This window comes from Sulfurimonas sp. NW9 (assembly GCF_051132275.1).
GTDB classification, from domain to species: Bacteria; Campylobacterota; Campylobacteria; order Campylobacterales; family Sulfurimonadaceae; genus Sulfurimonas; species Sulfurimonas hydrogeniphila.
Window position 1 is genome coordinate 1,898,472 of record NZ_CP093236.1, and the last position, 19,533, is coordinate 1,918,004.

Genomic DNA, 19,533 nt, shown 5'->3' on the forward strand with positions numbered 1-19,533 from the left:
ATTTGAATTATATCAAAGATTTACTATTATTGGTATAATGTCATTGATGAAAAAAGATATTAAAAATATTGCTATTGTCAGACTCTCCGCACTCGGAGATATAATCAACAGTGCAGTTGTATTGCAGTTTATCAAAAAAGAGTATCCTGATGCAAAAATAGACTGGATAAGTGAAGAGATTTTTTCAGATATTTTACAAAACAACAAACACCTGCATACAGTTCACACTGTCAATCTAAAAAAACTCAAAAAGACAAAAAGCTTTTCCTTGCTACAAAAAACATTCGCTGAGCTCTCTATGCTGCCCGATTATGATATTATAATAGATATGCAAGGACTTTTAAAGTCAGCAGCAGTTGCCAGAATCATAGGGAAAAACACCCATGGTTTTGATAAAAATTCAATACGTGAATCTTTGGCCGCACTTTTTTATAAAACGACCTCCTCTGTCCCGTATGAAGAAAATGTTATAAAGCGCAACTGCTTTGTTGTTGCTGACGCTCTCGGATTTGAGATTACTGATGCTATGATTTTAAACAAAGAACCCATTTTTTCACAAACAAAAGAATTTTCACTGCAACGTGAGAAAAAAAACATTGCCTTTGTGATAGGCGCTTCCTGGCCTTCAAAAATTTATCCAAAAGAGTCTGTTGCGGACATTTGCAATAGACTTCAAGAGCAGTGTTACATTATTTGGGGCAATGCATCTGAAAAAGAGGATGCTGAGTGGATTGTGCAACACTCCAAGTATGCCGAACTGGCACCAAAACTCACACTGGGAGAACTTGTATCTTTTATATCGAGCATGGATCTGCTTATAGGAAATGACACCGGTCCGACACATCTGGCATGGGCGCAAAATATACCCTCCATTACACTTTTGGGTCCGACTACCACGAGAATGATTTACGAAACGCCAAAAAATACAGCACTCAAATCACCCTCAAAGGTAAATATTCTTAAAATTAATAAAAATGACTTCTCCATTAAAGAAATTCGTCCTGAAGATGTCACACAAAAAGCAAAGGAGCTGTTAACTAATGGGCTATAATTTCCTCCTCGTCATTGAACATATTTTAATGCTAGTGCCGCATAAAGCACGCAAAGCATTTTTTACCTTTTTGGCCTTTATCGGCTACAAATCAGCAAAAAAATATCGCCGTATCGTCAGACAAAACCTCAACTATGCCTTTGACAACAGTATGAGTGACGAAGAAATTGACACCATCACACGCTACAGCTTTAAAAACCTGCTCTATAACTTTTTACACCTTATGGAAATGCGCCATTTGAGCAAAGAAGAAATTGCCAAGAGAATTACAGTAATAAATAAAAAAGAAATTGAGAGAATTCACAAAGAAGGCGTGCCGTTATTTATGTGACTCCCCATTACTGTGCCTGGGAACTTGGTGCGGCAGGACTTGCTTTACATGTAGAGCCCATTGCTCCTGTATACAAAAAGCTCAAGAACAGAATCTATGAAAAATGGCTGCTCGATGCAAGAGCAAGGTTTGGCAACACCAATCTTGAGAAAACAAATGTTGTCAAACCTCTTATACGCCTTATAAAACAGGGAAGAGCCAGCGGGATTTTAATAGATACCAATATCAATGAGAAAGAGGGTGTTATGGTGAATTTTTTAGGCAAACCGCTGCGTATGACGGCAACACCTGCTTATTTGGCACGCAAATTCAATGCCGCCATAGTGCCCGTACACATAAGAACTGATGATGAAGAAAATTACACAATAATTATAGCTGATGAGATAAAAATTGATAAAACAGAGAATGAAAAAGAAGATATACAAAAAGCAACACAACTTCAAGCCGACTGGCTCACTTCCATCATCAAAAAAGAGCCAAAGTTTTGGTTTTGGCTCCATCGTCGATGGAAAAACGACAAACCCGAAATTTATACCTGATTTTTCGTTTCACACTCTTGCGTTCTGGCTTCAAAAAGTTTTAAAATTGCAAGAAAAAAGCTGTTATTGCAGGCCCTAAAATCATTCCCCAAAATCCGAAAGTTGTCAGCCCTGCAATAATTGCAAAGAAAATAATAAGTTCGTTGAGCTGTGCATCACTCTCTTTGAGCAGTCGATTATTTATCTCCTTAATTATCAAAGGCTTCACAAAAGTATCTGCTATAATGGAAATCACAATAATTGAATAGAGTGCTATAAAAACAGCATTTGCATTATGTCCTACCGAAAATTCATAAATCATAAACGGAAGCCACATTAAAATTCCTCCTATAACAGGAAGTAAAGAAGCAAATCCGTACATAATGCCAAAGAGCAGGCCGTTATAGCCCATAAAAGAGACTGCTATACCAAAGAGTGCACCTTCAAACATTGCCGTAGCGATGATGGAATAAAAAACAACACTCATAACAGCGGAGAGTTCCCGTGCAAGTAAAGTACTGTCTTCAACAGACATCTGGACAACACGTTTGAGAAACTCTACAATTGTAGAACCGTTATACAAAGCAAAAAAGTAAAAAACAATGACCAAAAAAGCATTTTTTACAAAACCTGCACTGAATGTTCCAATTTTTGCAGCTACATGTAAAGCATTTGTAGTCAAACTGTTGATATCTATTCCTTTTAAAGAATCTGCAAGATAAGGTTTTAAAAAGAGCAGAAATTTCGGTGGATTGGTAATCAGCCCGTTTATATAGAGTTCTATATTTTGCAAACTGCTCGGCTCCAAATTGTTCAGCTTGATTGTGAGTGTTGCCAAAAAGTAACCAAGCGGTGCAAAAAAGAGCATGGCAAGCAGCAGACTTGATACAAATGCCGCCAACAAACGAGAGGAAAACAACTCTTCAAAATAGTTATTGATCGTAGCCGTAGAAATTGCCAATAAAGCGGCAATAGTCATCACAAGCAAAAAAGGTTCATACAGAAGATACATCCAGTACAAAGAAGTAGCAAACAAAACAGCTATAAAATATTGTGATTTCATCTAAAAAAGTGTCCCGTCTTCATTTACACATGACATATTTAAGACATCGTAGGTTGCGGGTGTTGCCCGTCTGCCCTTTGCTGTCCGTTCCAAATAACCGTTTGCAAGCAGATACGGTTCCAAAACATCTTCTACCGTTCCCTCATCTTCACTCAAGGCTGCCGCGATAGTGCTCAGCCCATTGCACGTCCTTTGGCACTTGCTAAAAGCGTCAGCAGACGCAGATCCATTTCATCAAAACCGTGTGAATTGATGCCCAGTTCATCCAATGCATATCGGGTACGCTGATGGTTTATATTTTTTTCATCGGCAACTTCCGCAAAATCTCTCACGCGACGCAACAGACGCAGGGCAATACGTGGTGTTCCACGACTTCTTTTTGCAATCTCCAGAGCCGCTTCATGAATGATTTGGCATTCGAGCTTATTCGATGCCTGCACAATGATTTTTGCCAGTTCTTCCTGATTGTAAAAATTCATGCGAAAACTCATCCCAAACCTGTCTCTTAATGGATTTGAAAGCATTCCCGCCCGTGTTGTCGCTCCTATAAGCGTAAATCGAGGCAAATCAATCTTGACCGTCTGTGCAGCAGGACCACTGCCGATGATAATATCTATTCTATAGTCTTCCATAGAAGAGTATAGAATTTCTTCAACGGCAGGAGAGAGCCTGTGTATTTCATCGATAAAGAGAATGTCCCCCTCTTCCAGGTTTGTCAGAATTGCTGCCAAATCACCGCTTTTTTCTATCATCGGTGCGGCTGTTACTTTAATATTTGCATTCATTTCATTGGCGATAATCAAGGCTAAAGTTGTTTTACCAAGTCCCGGAGGTCCGTAGAACAAAACATGATCAAGTGCTTCGTCTCTTTTTTTTGAAGCTTCTATAAAAACAGCAAGATTCTTTTTAATCTGTTCCTGCCCTATATATTCACTCCAGGCATCAGGACGTAATGTAACTTCGCTGCTCTCTTCTTCAAGAGAAAAAGTTTCAATATCTACAACTCTTTCCATTAGTATATATGTTCCTCTGTCGGAAATTTACGGTTCACAACCTCATCCGCATACTCTTGCAAAGCTTTTTTAACCAGAGTGGCCCCATCAAGATATTTTTTTACAAATTTTGGAGTAAATTCTTCAAAAAACCCCAACATATCAGAAAATACCAAAACCTGGCCGTCTACATCAGCACCTGCACCTATTCCTATAACCGGTATCGTCACACTCTGTGCGACCTCTTTTGCAACCTCGGCTTTTGTTCCTTCTATCACCATACAAAAGGCACCTGCTTCTTCAACTGCCTTGGCATCTTTGAGGAGTTGTTCTCTTTCATCAGCACTTTTCCCTTTGACTTTGTATCCGCCTTCACTTCTTACCGACTGTGGCAAAAGTCCTATATGTCCACATACTGCAATGCCGTTCTCTGTCAAATGTTGAATAATCTCTGCTTTGTCTGTTCCGCCTTCTATCTTCACAGAGTCTGCCGGTGTCTTTTGAAAAACTTTTATAGCATTATGTAAAGCATCTTCTTTACATGTATAGGTTCCAAAAGGCATATCACAAATCACAAAACTGTTTTGTGCCCCTTTACAAACGGCATTTGTGTGATAAATCATTTGTTCCAATGTGGTACTGATTGTATCATTGCGGCCTGCAAAGCTCATATTTAAACTGTCACCAACCAAAATCATATCTGCACTTGGTTCGAGCAGTTTTGCAAAGAGTGCGTCATAGGCCGTTATCATTACCAAAGGCTTTTCACCCTTTCTTTTTTTTATAGCTGTTATCGTTAATTTTTTACTCATTTTAAAACTCTTTATTATATTATATAGATGTATTTTAGCCAAAAATTGCTATAATCTGAACTATACAGGAGAATTATTTTATGGGTATAAGAAGTGATTTAGAAGAAAACTTTGATTTTGAAATTATTGATGAGTTTTTGGATCACTATGCTATGATGGTTGAGAGCATGGAAGTTATGATTCTTGACCTTTCAAAACCCAATATGTACGAAAGAAGTGTCAATGAACTTTTTCGTGTATTTCATAATATAAAATCAGCAAGCGGTTATTTGAAAATCATACCAATGAATAAACTGGCTGCTTTTGTTGAAGATGAGCTTGAATCTTTACGTCAAAAAAAACCGCCTGTCAGTGATGAAACAACAGACTGGCTGTTAAATATCAGTGATATGTTTGCTGTTTGGAATGACGACTTGAGACAGAACAACAAACTCAGTAAAATAAAATACTCCTTATTAAAAATCCCTGACTTGGAAAAATAATTTGAAAAACTTAGTAGCATACATAACATCCGGCTATCCGGAAAAATCTTTTACAGTTGACTTGAGTCTCGCCCTTGCACAAAGCGGTGTCGACACTTTGGAACTCGGTGTTCCTTTTTCAGACCCTGTAGCTGATGGTCCTCTCATAGAAAAAGCAAATCACAAATCACTTGAACTTGGATTTAAATTTAAAGATTTACTTGAAATTTCCAAAGAGATTGCCCCTCAGGTAGATACACTCTGGATGGGTTATTTCAACAGTTTTTACCAGCAAAACATGCAAAATCTCATTCCTTTGGCAAAAGAACTTGGCATAAACGGACTGATTATTCCGGATGTTCCCCATGAAGAGGCGTTGACATACAAAGATTTATTTCAAAGCAACGGTATTGCAAACATCTCTTTTGTTGCCCCCACAGACAGCGAAGAGAGGATACAGACTGTTGTCAGCGATGCGCAAAAGTTCATCTATATGGTTGCTTACACCGGTATTACAGGCTCAGGTACGGCAGAAGATCTGCAGCCTTTTTTGCACTCTATCAAAAAATACACACAAACACCCGTATATGTAGGTTTCGGTGTAAACGAAAAAACAGCAAAAGAAAAAGTGCAAGGTGCTGACGGGGTCATAGTCGGGAGTGCTTTTGTAAAAATTTTACTCAACAATGATTTAAATTACACACAGAAAATCGCGCAATGCAGCGAATTGGCCAAGCTCATTAAAAACGAGATAAACACTTAAGGCATAATTTCAAAAAGCACCAGCAGTGTTTTTTGAAAAATATTTTCATTGTCATCGCTCACCATAAGGTATTTGTTTGCCTCAACACGAGTGAGCCCTTCAAAATTATCAAGTTTCCAACCGTTTGAGGAGTCGAGTTTTGCTAAAACTTCACTCTTGCAGATATACTTCGCATTGCAGTTGTTGAGCTGTACTTTTATCAGACTGCTCATCCTTCTTCGCGTCAAATAATTAAAATCACGAAGTAAAACCAACACACTGTCCTCATCAAAAAACTCCAAAGCTACAATACTCCCATCCGCCATAAACTTAAAAAGATGCTCTTTGCTGTAGAGCGTTTTGTATTGCGGGTCTGCATTTTTCAAAGGACTCTCCGGTGCCGTCACAACACCATATTTGTCATTACATGTAACGGCTTCGAGCCCTTTGTTTTTGCTGGCATAATTATTTTTGTTTTGCAGATCTTTATGAATTTTTATTTTCTTTATTTTCAATCCGTTTTTTGAGTACCAAACAACACGCTGTTTTCTCTCAAACGATACCAGCAGTCTGTCTTTGCAAAGTGCCAAACCTTCCGCATCCCTTTTTTTCTTTTTTAACTTCTTCCCTTTTTTGTTTTTCAAAACATAAGCATCCAGATATTGCAAACTGCTGATTTTATTCTTTCGAATATTTATGAAAAATTTATATAAATATCCCTGGTCACTGACAAAATAAACAAACCCGTTTTCATACACAAGATCTGAAATTTCATGAAAAGGAATACGTTTTTTAGTCTCAAAATGTAAGATTTTTGCATCAAGTATTTTTATTTTTTGTTTCGTTACATGTAAAGTATTGTCTGGAGTAATTTTATACGCAGTAATTTGTCCATGAAGTTGTAAAAAAAACAATAAAGCAAAGAAAAAATATTTCAAAAGTTTTGCCTTTTTTTTGGTCTCCCTACGTGAAACCATAGATGTTCATTATAATGCTATTTACAGGAGTTTATAATATTATTAAATAAATTAAGCCCCTAATTAAGCCCCTAAAAAATAAAGTCATTTATTGACAAGCATATCTAAATTTTATACAAACCAACTCCATCGTTAAAACCTGATAACATTTCTTCATCCCATCGTTTCTCTTTAAGATGTTCTTCATATGCTTCTTCCACATCATCAAGCTCTTCTGTTTCATTGGAATGCAAAAACTTTTTAACCACCTGCTCTATAAATCTATTCTTCTTTTGATACTCCTGTGCAAACTCTTCATTTGAAACAAACTTCACAAGTGGCTCTTGTTTATAGCAATGGGTGATTATTTTCATATTTTTCACTTCTTGAATATATTTATCATAACTATCAACAATCTTAAAGCCTCGTTTCAACGGCTCTTTATTTCTTAGTGTATCAATCGTTTCTATAATCTCATAATCTTTTATTTCTATATACCCATGAGCAATGAGTTTATCTATTGATGGTGGAAGATCCTTTAACGCTCTAGCACCATAATCAAACTCTTTGAGCTTTGGTAAGTGACATATCTCCTCTGATATCTCTGTTAGAGAATCACATATGAATATCTCCAATTGTTTTAAATTTGCTATCTCTGCTGGCAGTTGTTTTATTTTTGTATCACGCATAGTTAAGTCTTTTAGATTTTTTAAACTACACAATGAGACTGGAAAATTCACAAAAGGTATTCTGCATAAGCCCAACTCTTCAAGCTCCGGAAATTGTTTGATAAAATCTAATATACAAAGCCTTTTAAAAGATTGTATAACGAGCTTTTTAAGGTTATGCAGCGGTTTTTGTGATATTGGTAGAACCTCAAGAGCTAAACAGTTCTCAATAACAAGTATTTCCAAACTTGGCATTTCTACAATACTAAGTGGTAATGACTTGACCTTGGAACAGACAGCTATAACTAACTCTTTTAAATTTTGTAATTCTGCAATTTCATTAGGAATTATTTTTAGAGGAAGCCATATAAGTTTTAAACTTTGTAGATTTTTTAGTCTTGTTATTTCAAGTGGTAAAACTTCTAGCGTGTAGACATGATCAAGTGTCAGATCTTTGAGGTTTTGCAGATACTCTATCTCTGGTGCTATAAAGCCGTCTAGTTTTTTTGATGCTTCAAAGCTGATCTTTAAAGTTTCAAGTGAGAGCAGTTCCTCTTTACTCTTGCCTATGAGGTCATCTATTTTATACTCGTCTGCCCATGCTAAAAGCTTCTCTGTCCAAGTTTGTTCGTTGTGTGATGCTTTCATTACTTTATCTCCCTCTGTCTTTATAATAGTATCATTTTTATAGTTAAAGATGAAACAATTCCAAGGGCTATGGCAGTCCTGATGCGGCTATGCTGCGAAGGTTCTGGGTGGGTGGGTTCAGAGGCAACGATTGAATCCATCCCGCACAGAATGCCATGCCCTATTTACATGTAAGCAAAAAAAAGAGCAGCATTTACGCTACTCTTCCAAGAACTCCATGTTCAAATTCTACATAATCATAACTTAAATCTCTACCGATAGCACCATAATCTATATAGTTTTCTAAATGTGAGGGAATGGCACCGTATAAGCCCTCTTGCACCATATCGTACGCCAGTAGCTCATAAACATCAGTAAAACTGACATCATTACTATAATCATAAATATCAACATCATAGTTATCTATGCCGTTTTGTAACACCTTTCGTTCGTTGTAGCCCTCATGTGAGAGTAGTTTTAGTTTCAGTAACTCATCCTCACGCAGTGTATCAATAATTTCTGCCAGTTCATTCAGCTTGTAAATGTCGTCATATTCATCTATAGTTATATCAGCTTCATAATCAGTGATAAACAGCTCTTCGTGTCCATCCGTACCACTTACACTTTCGCCCTCATTTAGCACCTCTGAGAGAGCCTGTGCAAGTTCAAATGAACTCATCGGTAGTTCTAGCCATTTTCCAACTAAATGCCCTTCATTGTACGCCTGTAGGTCTGTTAAATATACTCGCATAATCTAATCCTTTTATCAAATGTTTTCGTAAAATATTTGTCGGTATTAACCGAAACTCTCAAACTGAAATCCCTCTAAGATTCAAGTTCTTTTGGCTCAAAAAGCCTTTTAACTTCCGACTGCTTGCACTGTTACTCTTTAAAATAAACTGGAACTACTTTTCATTTTATTTTGAAGATAGTGGTGTATGCTCTAAGGATTTAAAAGGCGTTGTGACAAAAGATAAACAAACAATAAAAACACGCAGTGTCACTGCTTAGATGAGAGCCCTGTGGCGATTGAACGATGTCACATAGATATAAGAGCTGTGCCGTAGGATGGTTAACATAACACAACACTCTGTAAGCGTAGCGGAAACTTTACTCGTAACGCAGAGAAGAGTTCAGTTTCTATAGAGTGTGTGTTATGTCTAAAGATTTACTTGGCTTGGCATCTGTGAATGTAAGGGAGTAATTTTAGCTTCATATTTATCTGAAGATAAACTTGCTCGTCTCATTCATAGTTGACAAGGTCAGTAATCGTCCAAAGCTATACCGATGTAAGCCTTAATGGCGTTTGAATGACAGGCTTCAAGCCGTGTAATAATAGTGAAGAGAGGCACGAACGGAGTGTTACATGTAAAGAAGAAAAAAACAACTAAACGCAGGAATATAAACACGCAGAATAAAGAAAACAATAAAAAAAAGATATGAGCCGTACCGTGTAGGCGAATAACGAAAGCAGACCTTGGCTGCTGTAGGAACGGAGTGAGACCGTGGCTCACGAAGTGTTGTGTGGTGTGTGGTGTGTGGTGTGTGGTGTAAGTGTGTAGCAATGTAATTGTAGAATGAACCACAATCTCGGTAACATATGAGAGACTCTATATGATCCCATAAAGGTGGTTCACTTATAATATACCTCATAGTTTTTTAATGGGCGGGGGTATTACATGTAACGGTATTTGGGGATTTAAAAACTAAGACTTCTTGCAAAAAAATAGAGACGCTCTATAAAGATTTTTGGTTTGAAGATAGCTTGAGGTAGTATGAAACAATGAGATTCATTTGTATTGAGGTATTAATAATAATTATCAATTATCTGTATCTTTTAGTAAGTCACATAAATCACACTCTAAAATATAGGCGATTTTATAGAGATGCTCGATATTGAAGTGTTGTTTTTTTAGGTAGATTTCTGCCTGTGAAACCAAACCTACAGATTTGTGCCCAAGTGCCTGAGCCAGTTGAAGTTGTGTATATCCTTTTAGTTTTCGTTGTTTTTTAACATTGTATCCGATTTGTTTATAGAAGTTATCTATTGTTTCAGATGGTAGCTCATCAGCATTTCTCAAGTAGTTATACCTAGTTTTTAAGATTAACTGAATGATAGGATGTTATTATATTTCTATCAACTAATCTTTACTAGTTTAAATAAAGGGGTATATCATGAAAAAAACATTATTGATGTTATTAATACTTAGTTCATTGGCTTTTGGTGTATCTGATACAGTTGATAAAAACATTGCAGAAAACAAGGAATCTCAAAGTAAAACTGTATGTCACAACAGCAAAGCATTAGATGTACAGCGCAGTGGGTGTTGCTCATGGCATGGAGGTGTAGCAGGTTGTTCAAGTAGTGGAAGAGTTGTATGTAACGATGGTACATTAAGTCCAACTTGTACTTGTGCTAAACCTATGCCAAAGCCATTTGGATAAGCATTTAATTAAAAAGAAACTAGTTGATTCACAGTTAATGAATAATACCATTGCATAATATAAAACTTGTACCGTGTTATGCAGTAAAAAAGTTTATGTAAGACTAAATTTTAATAGGAATTTATTATAGAAATAATAATAGGAATTATCATTATATGGTTTGTATGGGGCGTAATAAAACATATGTCAAAAGGCAAAAAAATTCTATATATATTACAGGAAGTAAGGATTGAAGCCCTTAAAAGTCCATCCCTATTTTCAGTTGGTTCAGATTTAAACAGTATAAGTGAAGAAGAAGCAGAAGAAAGAATTGCAGGATTATTGATATTGGCTTTAAGAGCAGATGGATATGATTTGTCGGATTATACAAAAAATATAGAAATTTCGATAACATTTAATAGAACTATCAGAGATATATATGATGCCCTTAAAAAAGAACAAATATCTAATAAATCACAGGTAAATGTGCCTATAATCGATATTGATGAAGATGAGATTCCATTTTAGGATATATCATATGAATGTGTTTAAAGCCAATAGGAGAGTGTAAAATGGAAGTTATTGTAGGAATTATAGTTGTTATTGTTTTATGGAGTTTCTTTAAGAGTGACAGTGGTAATGACATTAAAAAAGCAATAGGTGAAGCTTACTTAAATGAAGGAGAAATATTTCAAACATCTATACCATGGATTCATGCAAAAAGATTTGCAAAGAAACGTGGAGAAGAAATACGAGTATGGGATGATGGTGGAGAAAGTTTATCTGTTGAGATGTTAGTTAATGGAGAAGAAGTTACTGCAACACTAACATTAAATCAGGCAAATAGAACAACTTTTATTAGTGCTGACAATTCTGAAAGATTACGCAAAGAACGACAAAAATTATACGAATAATGATAAATCTATTACAATTTTTTATTATATTATTTGCAACAGTCTTACAAGCAACAAATTTATCTGACTATATCAATAAAAACAACTGTAACCAAATCATAGACAAACAAGTATTTACTATATGCTATGATTATAAAATGAAAGGTGCAAAGTATGTAGCCTATACACTTGATGGAAATAAAGTTAATGCTGTAAATATTAAAAAAAGAGAACGATTTTATAATGAGAAAACAATACCTGTAAAATACAGAAGTAAATCTAAAGATTATGTGCATTCTGGATATGATAGAGGCCATCTAGCTAATGATGCAGATTTCGATTATAGTAAAAAAGCATTGCGTAAAACTTATAGTATGGCGAATATTATTCCACAAGCACCAAAAGTAAACAGAAGAACATGGATTAAAGCTGAAAAACTAGAAAGAAAAGTGGCATCTAGTTTAGGTTCCGTTACAGTTATAAATGGTGTTGTTTATAGAACTAATCCTAAACGAATAGGAAAAAACAAAATAGCTGTTCCTACTGCATTCTGGAAAATAATATATAATGATATTAAAAATTACAAAAAATGCTTTTACTACAAGAATGATTTAGATGTCAATAGCAAAGGCGATAAATTAAAGAACCATCTAGTTGATTGTTCCATACTACTCAAAGGAATCTAAAATATGGCACTCATTATTAATAAGATATATTCGCAACAGGATATTAAAGATGAACTCAGCTGTACAGTTATGCGAGGGATGAACTATAAAAAGGATACGAATAGACTAGTTCTGATTCGAAATCATGTAAAAAGCATTTATGAAGATAAACAAGAAGGAGATATTTTATATTACACTGGTGAAGGTAGGAAAGGTAATCAAACATTAACCGGAGCGAATAGACGTTTACTTAAATCTAAACAATCTAACACAACAGTCTTTTTATTTGAAGTGTTTGCAAAGACAGAGTATACATATAAAGGTGAAGTGGAATTAATCAATGAGCCTTTTATCGAAAGACAACCTGACGAAGATGATAATTTTCGCAATGTATATGTTTTTCCATTAAAACTCAAAGATCGTATAGCTGCTCTTAATGACCAGGAAGCATTACAAAACATAGAGAAGAAAAAGTATAATAAGGTTAAGAGACTCACGGACGCGGAAGTATATGATAAAGCAAAACAAACAGAACAAAGTACACCTGGATATTCATATACAAAAGCTAAATGCTATCAACGCTCAGCTTATGTTGTTGAAGTAGTTTTGAGAAGAGCACAAGGTATCTGTGAACTATGTGACTTAGAAGCTCCTTTTAAAAAGAAAGATGGCACACCATATCTTGAAGTGCATCATATAAAGCAACTTGCAAAGGGAGGACCAGATACCACTGATAATGCTGTTGCGTTATGCCCTAATTGCCATAGAAAAATGCATACATTAAGTTTACCTTCTGATATTAAAAAGTTAAATATGATTGCTAATCCGAAGAAATATAATATCTAATAACAATAAAGGAACCTAAGAGTATAAAAAGTAACTCTAAAATAAAAACAGTAGAGTTTGAAACACCTTCATTTCTCGATGGAAATCCGTATGTATATCAGAAAGAAAATACCATTAAAGCACTTATGTTGTTTAAACCTGAAGAGCCGTAATAGTTAAAATAAGAAGGAGTAGTATATAATGTTATCTTGGATTACAAAGATATTTCAAATATTTAATTCTCAGAAAATCAACTCCCCACAAACTAGAGAGATACCATTTTTAGAGGAGTGGATGTTATCAGAAAAAAGAAAAGTCTTGGATCATGGTAGAAATAAAAGTTCAAGTAGTTTGAAAGAAAAAAGAGAGGTGCAATAAAGATGTTTCAAGGAACAATAGAAACCTCTCTTTTTGGTAAATTTTTCGGTAATTATTCTAAATTAGAATATGATGACGAAAAACTATATTTATTTAAAAAAAGTAGTCTTGAAAAAAGCTTTAATTGGATTAATGCTGATAGTTTTGCAGTAATTTTTTCTGGTTTATTTGGTTCAAGTCTTCAATTTTCATTTAACTCTCAGCTAATAAAAATCAAACTCTTAAAATCATTAGAATGTAAGAATAACATTCAAGTAATTAATAAAATACTCAAACCTATCATAGAAAATAAAATTGTATCTCAGCAACAAATCTTTCAACAATATACACAATTAGAATATTTACGAGATTCAAAAGTGAATTATTTAAATAATGAAATACTTCCTTTACTAAAGTTATATGAAGCAAATACTACTGAATGGAAAGAACATGTTTCTAAAGACCTTCTTTTATTTTTAGATACTTTATCGGATTATATTCCTCTCACAGATAAGATAATTAATATCTTGAGAAAGCAATTTGAAGCTACTATCCTCTCTTCACGAGCAAAATTTTATGACAATATCGAAGCAAACCCATTAACAGAGGAACAAAGACTTGCTGTAATCCGTGATAATGATAGAAACTTAGTCCTTGCAGCAGCAGGAACAGGAAAAACTTCAGTAATGGTGGCAAAGGCTCTGGATTTAATAGATAGAGGATTAGCAAATCCTGAAGAGATTTTAATACTTGCCTATAATCGTGATGCGGCAAAGGAGCTTGAAAAACGATTAAGTATTAGAGGTACTGCTGTTGCAATTGATAAAAATAATAGACCAAAGGTAAAAACTTTTCATGCACTTGGAAGACAAATTCTTCTTGATGGCAAACAATCTGTTTCAATATCCGTTTTTAGTGAAGATCAAATAAAGTTGGATATGTGGATATCTGAATGGTTTATACATAAAATACAGTCTGATCCAAAGTTTATGCAGACATTTATCGATTTGAGTTACCAGCCTATTAACCCTTTTGATTTTAAAACAAAAGAGGAATACGATAACTACATCAGAGATAATGAATATAGAACACTACAAAATGAGGTAGTTAAAGGCTATCAAGAGCTATGCATAGCAAACTGGTTATATCTCAACTGTGTAGATTATGAGTATGAACCCTCTTATGTAACTAAACGAAGGTTAGAAGTAGGTTTTGATTATAAACCTGACTTCTATTTGAGTTCAGCAGACATATATTTAGAACATTTTGGTATTGACAGAAAAGGAAATACTAGAGTAGGTATTGATAGTCAACAATATAATTTTGAAATACAGAGAAAAAGAGAGCTACATAAAGAGCAAAACACAACTCTTATCGAAACATATCATTATAATTGGGTCGAAGGTAAATTAGAAGATACTTTACTACAACACATGAAAGATCATGATATTACAATAAAACAGAGATCATCCGAGGAGATTTTTCAAAAACTCAATGAAAGTGGCTTTTTAATTGCTGGAATAAAAAAATATTTAAAATGCCTCCAAGCAATACGGGTAGAGAGGCTATCAGATGATGCTATATTAAATCGTTTAGAAGACTATAAAATTGCAAACTCTAAACAGTATCAAGAACTTTTATCTGACTTACATAAAGCCTATATTGGTGAGCTAAATAAACAAAATGCCATTGATTTTGATGATATGATTATTAAAGCTATTACAGCTGTAGATGATGGTTCTTTTAAACCTAAATGGACTTATATACTTGTGGATGAATTTCAAGATATTTCTGCTGCGAGAATGGAATTTTTAAAAGCTCTTATTAAAAATGGACCGAATCCTCGATTGACTGTTGTAGGAGATGATTGGCAATCTATTTATCGATTCTCAGGTGGTAAACTTGAATTAACAACACAATTTGAATCTCGAGTTGGATCTTCTTCTCAAACAATATTACAAAAGACATTTAGATATAACAATAGTATTGCACACACAGCTGGTGAGTTTGTCATGCAAAACCCTGAACAATATATTAAAAAGGTTATTACACATACACAAGTATCTTCACCTCAAGTTTATTTGTATGATAGCCAAGTAGATAATCAAGAAAATCTTGAATTAAAAACCCTACATCTTATTCAAGAGATTTTAAAACAAAACTCTAAAGCATCTATTGCTGTTATTGCACGATATAGATATCTACTAAAAGATACTAAAGAAGTTGTATATAAACATATAAAAAACTCTAGTATTAAGTTTTGGACATTTCATAGTTCTAAAGGTTTAGAAGCTGATTACTGTATTTTAATTGGCTTTTTTCAAGGTAAGACAGGGTTTCCTAATGAAAATAAAGAAGATGCTGTTGTAGAAGCACTTCTTCCTTCCCTTGATACTTTTCCACACTCAGAGGAGAGAAGACTTTTATATGTTGGGATTACTAGAGCTAAAAAGAAATGCTATCTTGTTGCAGATCCAAGAGCTACATCTGTCTTTATAAATGAATTACTTGCCCCAAAATTTGACATAGATGTTGTGTCTGAAACATTTAATCAAAGATATCGAGAAATTTTCAAATGTAATAAATGTACAAATGGGTATTATAAATTAAAACAAGGGAAGTACGGTAATTTTTATAGTTGTACTTCTGGAGCAGTTTGTAAATCGAAACCTCGAATATGTGAAAAATGTGGTGCTCCTTCAATTGATTATGAAAAAGAGAGTATATGCCAAAACCCAAATTGTCTCAACAGCATAAAAATTTGTGACAAATGTGGAAGACCTATGAAAAGGAGGAATGGTAGATTTGGAGAGTTCTGGGGTTGTACTGGCTATGGAATTCCAGGTGATCAATGTAAAAATACATGGAAAATTTGACATTATTGTTATATATTGACAGTAATAAAAGCAAGGAATAACAAATGGAATTTGTTATAGTAAAATTGAAGAATTTAGATTGCAGCTTTAATTATTTTTTACGCTCTCATTTTTTAGAAGATGAATCAAAAATTTCATTCATTTCTTTTTTTGCTTTTTTATAGGTTGCTTTTGTCACTCTCATTTCTCGAATTACATCATAAAGACTAATAGATATTATATAAATAATAGGAATTACAATAGTATTTGAAAGATAATATAAAATAGCAGTTGTCAAGATTACTAAAGAAAGGATAAAAATCATTTTACGTTTATTTAATAACTCATATGAACGTGATTTATAGCATCTTTTACGTGTTTTTTTGTCATACATCAAAAACTTACCTTTTGTAAACATAAATTAACAAATAAGGAGAAATTAACTTGGATATTTACATTTAAGCCTTTTGTCTTCTAATAAAAGTTGGTATATTGTAATCAATCTTAGGTGGTTTTCTTCTTAAAGATATATTTCCAAGGATAGGTTTTTTAATATTAAGCATTTCAGCCTTTGTCACCTTTCCATAAGAAGCAAGTATTTGTTCAATAGTAGTACAAAAACCCTTGATATGTGCTAAATCGGTTTCATCATGATTCTTTTCTAAACAACCTAGTCGAGGAGGTAATCCAGACCTAAAGGTCTGAATATCCTCAGGTGCGTGTGGTAGTTTTTATATTTCAATGCAACTAAATCATAGGCACGCCGCCGGACACTCCAGCTTTAGCTGGTAGTGTTCCGTGCGACTAGGCGTGTCATCTATTTATGTCTTCGTTGAAAAGGCTAAGTAAGATAAAAACCACGCACTATATATATTATATAAGTGCGCGTTTTGGTAAAAACGTGCAAAATTGCGTGTTTTTATTTTTCTACTAAGATGCCATATTTCCCAAAAGCATCTGCTTCTCCTCCATACATTTACGGAGTTTTTCTTGAAGTTCTACAATCACGCTATTATTAGGCATGTTGACTTGTATAGATTCATATTGATTGTCAGCATTAGTTAACGCATTATCTAATACAGAATTTCGCTCTTGCTGCTGTTGGCTGCTAAATTGCTCATCAATCTCTTTAGGAGGATTTTTAATACGCTCAATCTCTTCAATCTTAAATTTTGCACCTTTAAGATTACACTTCCCATCAAATACAAGTTTAGCAATAGATTCATCTTCTTGTAAAATCTGCAATGCCTCACTTATGCTTCTTGGACTTACAGCATAAATGATTGAAGCCTTAGGAATTGTTATTTTTTTTCTCCCAGTGTCATCTCGGCTCTTCTGTATTTCCATCGCTGCAATCATAGCTTTTTGAGAAGTACTCATATGTCTTCGGTTAGAATTGAGTAATATACTCTTTTTTTCTGCTTCCTCGTAGGTACCTTCAAAGACTTTAAAAGCAGGCTCTACACCTGCTTCTTGAGCGGCTTTATACCTATTTCTTCCATCAAGGATTTTGTCTTCAAAGAGATAGATAGGTTGACTTTCATCATACCCATCAACTTCCATTGAACTTATAAGAGCTTGTAATTCTTTATCACTCATCATCGGATAAACATCTGCTATTTTATGATTACTGTACTGCTTCATTTTCATCCCCTATGTAAAAAACCAATTCTTTTGCTGCTCTTGTCAAAGCGACATATTGCAGCTTCTTATCTGCTCCTTTAGATATATCTGCCCAGTTAATACCTGCAACATCGACAGTTGTACCTTGAACTCTGTGTGCTGTTGTTGAGTAAATTGAGCGTACAGGAACCGCTTCCATGATTGCATGAAAATCGTTCCAATAACTTAGCTCATAAACAATGATGTCACGCGAAAATTTAACATGCTTGCTGATATTGTAAAGCGATTTCGGGTAACCATCTTCTTTTGCATATCTATTCCAAATAGTTGTAGGTACCTTATGTTTAATACTATTCAAGAATTTTCGATACTTACGAGTCATATTGTTAAGATATAAAGTTTCCTTCTCTTTTGCTGGAGCATCCCATATACCGACATAAATTTCATCCCTATCTTCGCTCAATACTTTTACATATTTGATTATTTCAAGTTCGATATTCACAGGCTTTTTAGGTAGTTTGTACTCATACATTTCTCTAGCAGCAGCCCGTTTCATTGCATCGTAATCCTTAAAAATTTTTAAGATTTGAATATTGGAGTTGGTAGTAAAAGATACACTATCATTTTTAGTATTATGCTCATAATCATCCTCCATAAGCCGCTTAAAGGAACAATATGCCAAAGCAGTATATTCTTTCCCTTCATAGATTTCAGAGGTGTCAATGAGCTTAGAGAAGGTATCTGCTGCTTGATTTGTCCAGCTAATGACACATTTGGAGCCTTCAATATTTTTAATGTATGCAGAAAACTCTTCAGTCGTATCGAAATACCTTGCATGCTCAAACATACTTAACTCTTCATCATTGATAACATCTTTACGAATCTGATTGTAGTAATCCAACAGTTCCCCATTGGCACGCTTCACGTACTGCAGTTCAATAACTTTATCTATGCGATGGTATTCAAAGGGTTCCTTCTTCACGCACGGAAGTTGATATTTGTCCCCAACAAATGTAACACTCTCTAAATGTTCTAGTTCAATCAATTCCAACAGGTAATGCTGCGTATTTTTACAAATCATCGATGCTTCATCTATAATCAAATGCATCCCTACAAGAGATGTAAAATTCTTAGGAGGTACCTGAAAATAAAAATCTATCAGTTTATCCTCATTTTTCGTTGAACCATCATATATTGGTTTCATATTCAACACAGATTGTAGTGTTGGAACTTGTTTGCCCGTATTTAGCTTTTCAGATAGAATACGGCATGCCTGATTTGTTGTTGCACATAATATAAACTTCCCAGTCGTATCATTCTTCATGCGTTCAGTAATTATAACGCTCTTTCCGCATCCAGCAGCACCAGAGAGAAAAAGTGTTTTTGTAACACCTATAGTATTGTATGCAGCTTGCTGTTCATCTGTTAATACAATAGGGCTTAACATGCTACACCTCCTTGAGCTTGTTCTTCTTGCCATGCTTCTATATCAGAGAGTTTCCACACGGTTACACGAGCCGATAATTTAATTGGTGTAGGTAGTTTATTTTGCTTTACCCAAAGCCAGACAGTGCTTTTTGCTAGTCCTGTTGCTTCCATTACTTTTGGAAGTCTTAAAAATTGTTCATTCATGGGATTCTCCTTTATGAATGTTTGTGTTTTTAAGAAGA

The 19,533-nt window shown here is 34.6% G+C and carries 22 protein-coding genes and 1 pseudogene; 12 read left to right on the forward strand and 11 right to left on the reverse strand.

Features of this window, described 5'->3' with window-relative positions; all coding sequences use genetic code 11:
* The first annotated feature begins 46 nt into the window (after nt 1-46).
* Genes waaC through MLC44_RS10800 form a run of 3 tightly spaced genes read left to right on the forward strand, consistent with a single transcriptional unit; the run spans nt 47 to nt 1,921 of the window.
* Nucleotides 47-1,051, forward strand: a complete 1,005-nt coding sequence (waaC, locus tag MLC44_RS10790) for a lipopolysaccharide heptosyltransferase I (RefSeq protein WP_434657305.1) — start codon at nt 47-49, stop codon at nt 1,049-1,051.
* Entirely contained in the window at nt 1,041-1,382 is a 342-nt protein-coding gene (locus tag MLC44_RS10795; protein WP_434657308.1) for a hypothetical protein, read from the forward strand. The genes waaC and MLC44_RS10795 overlap by 11 nt, the downstream gene beginning before the upstream one ends.
* A complete protein-coding gene (locus MLC44_RS10800) occupies nt 1,379-1,921 on the forward strand; it encodes a hypothetical protein (RefSeq protein WP_434657311.1) in 543 nt (180 codons plus the stop codon). The genes MLC44_RS10795 and MLC44_RS10800 overlap by 4 nt, the downstream gene beginning before the upstream one ends.
* A 40-nt stretch (nt 1,922-1,961) precedes the next feature.
* On the opposite strand, the gene MLC44_RS10805 is transcribed toward MLC44_RS10800, so the two are convergent.
* From MLC44_RS10805 to panB, 3 genes and pseudogenes are all read right to left on the reverse strand, one after another.
* The gene (locus MLC44_RS10805; RefSeq protein WP_434657313.1) at nt 1,962-2,963 is read right to left on the reverse strand and encodes an AI-2E family transporter; all 1,002 of its coding nucleotides are present in this window, start codon (nt 2,961-2,963) and stop codon (nt 1,962-1,964) included.
* Nucleotides 2,964-3,976 (reverse strand): annotated as a pseudogene (gene ruvB, locus MLC44_RS10810) (Holliday junction branch migration DNA helicase RuvB).
* The gene (panB, locus tag MLC44_RS10815; protein WP_434657316.1) at nt 3,976-4,767 is read right to left on the reverse strand and encodes a 3-methyl-2-oxobutanoate hydroxymethyltransferase; all 792 of its coding nucleotides are present in this window, start codon (nt 4,765-4,767) and stop codon (nt 3,976-3,978) included. The pseudogene ruvB and the gene panB overlap by 1 nt, the downstream one beginning before the upstream one ends.
* Nucleotides 4,768-4,847: 80 nt before the next feature.
* Between panB and MLC44_RS10820 the strand changes: the two genes are divergently transcribed.
* Nucleotides 4,848-5,249, forward strand: a complete 402-nt coding sequence (locus MLC44_RS10820) for an Hpt domain-containing protein (RefSeq protein ID WP_193150401.1) — start codon at nt 4,848-4,850, stop codon at nt 5,247-5,249.
* Nucleotide 5,250: 1 nt separating this feature from the next.
* On the forward strand, nt 5,251-5,991 hold the full coding sequence (gene trpA, locus MLC44_RS10825; protein WP_434657319.1) for a tryptophan synthase subunit alpha: 741 nt from the start codon (nt 5,251-5,253) through the stop codon (nt 5,989-5,991).
* Here the strand turns inward: trpA and MLC44_RS10830 are convergent.
* The 4 genes from MLC44_RS10830 to MLC44_RS10845 all read right to left on the reverse strand — a co-directional run bounded on the left by MLC44_RS10830 (nt 5,988) and on the right by MLC44_RS10845 (nt 10,302).
* Complete coding sequence (locus tag MLC44_RS10830; RefSeq protein WP_434657322.1) at nt 5,988-6,908, reverse strand: esterase-like activity of phytase family protein; 921 nt, start codon at nt 6,906-6,908, stop codon at nt 5,988-5,990. The two genes, trpA and MLC44_RS10830, sit on opposite strands and share 4 nt — an antisense overlap.
* 143 nt (nt 6,909-7,051) lie before the next feature.
* On the reverse strand, nt 7,052-8,242 hold the full coding sequence (locus MLC44_RS10835) for a leucine-rich repeat domain-containing protein (RefSeq protein WP_434657325.1): 1,191 nt from the start codon (nt 8,240-8,242) through the stop codon (nt 7,052-7,054).
* Between the two features lie 193 nt (nt 8,243-8,435).
* The gene (locus MLC44_RS10840; RefSeq protein ID WP_434657327.1) at nt 8,436-8,972 is read right to left on the reverse strand and encodes an antirestriction protein ArdA; all 537 of its coding nucleotides are present in this window, start codon (nt 8,970-8,972) and stop codon (nt 8,436-8,438) included.
* Nucleotides 8,973-10,041: 1,069 nt separating this feature from the next.
* Nucleotides 10,042-10,302, reverse strand: coding sequence for a helix-turn-helix domain-containing protein (locus MLC44_RS10845; RefSeq protein WP_434579756.1), 261 nt, complete (start codon nt 10,300-10,302; stop codon nt 10,042-10,044).
* Nucleotides 10,303-10,396: 94 nt separating this feature from the next.
* Here MLC44_RS10845 and MLC44_RS10850 point away from each other — a divergent pair, with 94 nt between their 5' ends.
* From MLC44_RS10850 to MLC44_RS10880, 7 genes are all read left to right on the forward strand, one after another.
* Nucleotides 10,397-10,666, forward strand: coding sequence for a hypothetical protein (locus MLC44_RS10850; RefSeq protein WP_434579758.1), 270 nt, complete (start codon nt 10,397-10,399; stop codon nt 10,664-10,666).
* A 183-nt stretch (nt 10,667-10,849) separates the two neighbouring features.
* Nucleotides 10,850-11,173 (forward strand): hypothetical protein, encoded by a 324-nt coding sequence (locus tag MLC44_RS10855; RefSeq protein ID WP_434579759.1) that lies wholly within the window; start codon nt 10,850-10,852, stop codon nt 11,171-11,173.
* Between the two features lie 44 nt (nt 11,174-11,217).
* On the forward strand, nt 11,218-11,559 hold the full coding sequence (locus MLC44_RS10860; protein WP_434579760.1) for a hypothetical protein: 342 nt from the start codon (nt 11,218-11,220) through the stop codon (nt 11,557-11,559).
* Nucleotides 11,559-12,224, forward strand: coding sequence for a DNA/RNA non-specific endonuclease (locus MLC44_RS10865; protein WP_434657330.1), 666 nt, complete (start codon nt 11,559-11,561; stop codon nt 12,222-12,224). The genes MLC44_RS10860 and MLC44_RS10865 overlap by 1 nt, the downstream gene beginning before the upstream one ends.
* A gap of 3 nt (nt 12,225-12,227) precedes the next feature.
* Nucleotides 12,228-13,049 carry an HNH endonuclease gene (locus MLC44_RS10870; protein WP_434657333.1) on the forward strand — a complete coding sequence of 274 codons (822 nt, stop codon included), beginning with the start codon at nt 12,228-12,230 and terminating at the stop codon, nt 13,047-13,049.
* A gap of 180 nt (nt 13,050-13,229) precedes the next feature.
* The gene (locus MLC44_RS10875; RefSeq protein WP_434657336.1) at nt 13,230-13,406 is read left to right on the forward strand and encodes a hypothetical protein; all 177 of its coding nucleotides are present in this window, start codon (nt 13,230-13,232) and stop codon (nt 13,404-13,406) included.
* Between the two features lie 2 nt (nt 13,407-13,408).
* On the forward strand, nt 13,409-16,261 hold the full coding sequence (locus MLC44_RS10880) for a UvrD-helicase domain-containing protein (protein ID WP_434579767.1): 2,853 nt from the start codon (nt 13,409-13,411) through the stop codon (nt 16,259-16,261).
* Between the two features lie 106 nt (nt 16,262-16,367).
* Here MLC44_RS10880 and MLC44_RS10885 read toward each other — a convergent pair whose 3' ends face one another.
* From MLC44_RS10885 to MLC44_RS10900, 4 genes are all read right to left on the reverse strand, one after another.
* Nucleotides 16,368-16,634, reverse strand: a complete 267-nt coding sequence (locus tag MLC44_RS10885; protein ID WP_434657338.1) for a hypothetical protein — start codon at nt 16,632-16,634, stop codon at nt 16,368-16,370.
* A 536-nt stretch (nt 16,635-17,170) separates the two neighbouring features.
* Nucleotides 17,171-17,884, reverse strand: coding sequence for a hypothetical protein (locus MLC44_RS10890; RefSeq protein ID WP_434657340.1), 714 nt, complete (start codon nt 17,882-17,884; stop codon nt 17,171-17,173).
* A complete protein-coding gene (locus MLC44_RS10895) occupies nt 17,868-19,310 on the reverse strand; it encodes an AAA family ATPase (protein WP_434657342.1) in 1,443 nt (480 codons plus the stop codon). Before MLC44_RS10895 ends, MLC44_RS10890 begins: the two co-directional genes overlap by 17 nt.
* A complete protein-coding gene (locus tag MLC44_RS10900) occupies nt 19,304-19,495 on the reverse strand; it encodes a helix-turn-helix transcriptional regulator (RefSeq protein ID WP_434657344.1) in 192 nt (63 codons plus the stop codon). The genes MLC44_RS10895 and MLC44_RS10900 overlap by 7 nt, the downstream gene beginning before the upstream one ends.
* Between the last annotated feature and the right edge of the window lie 38 nt (nt 19,496-19,533).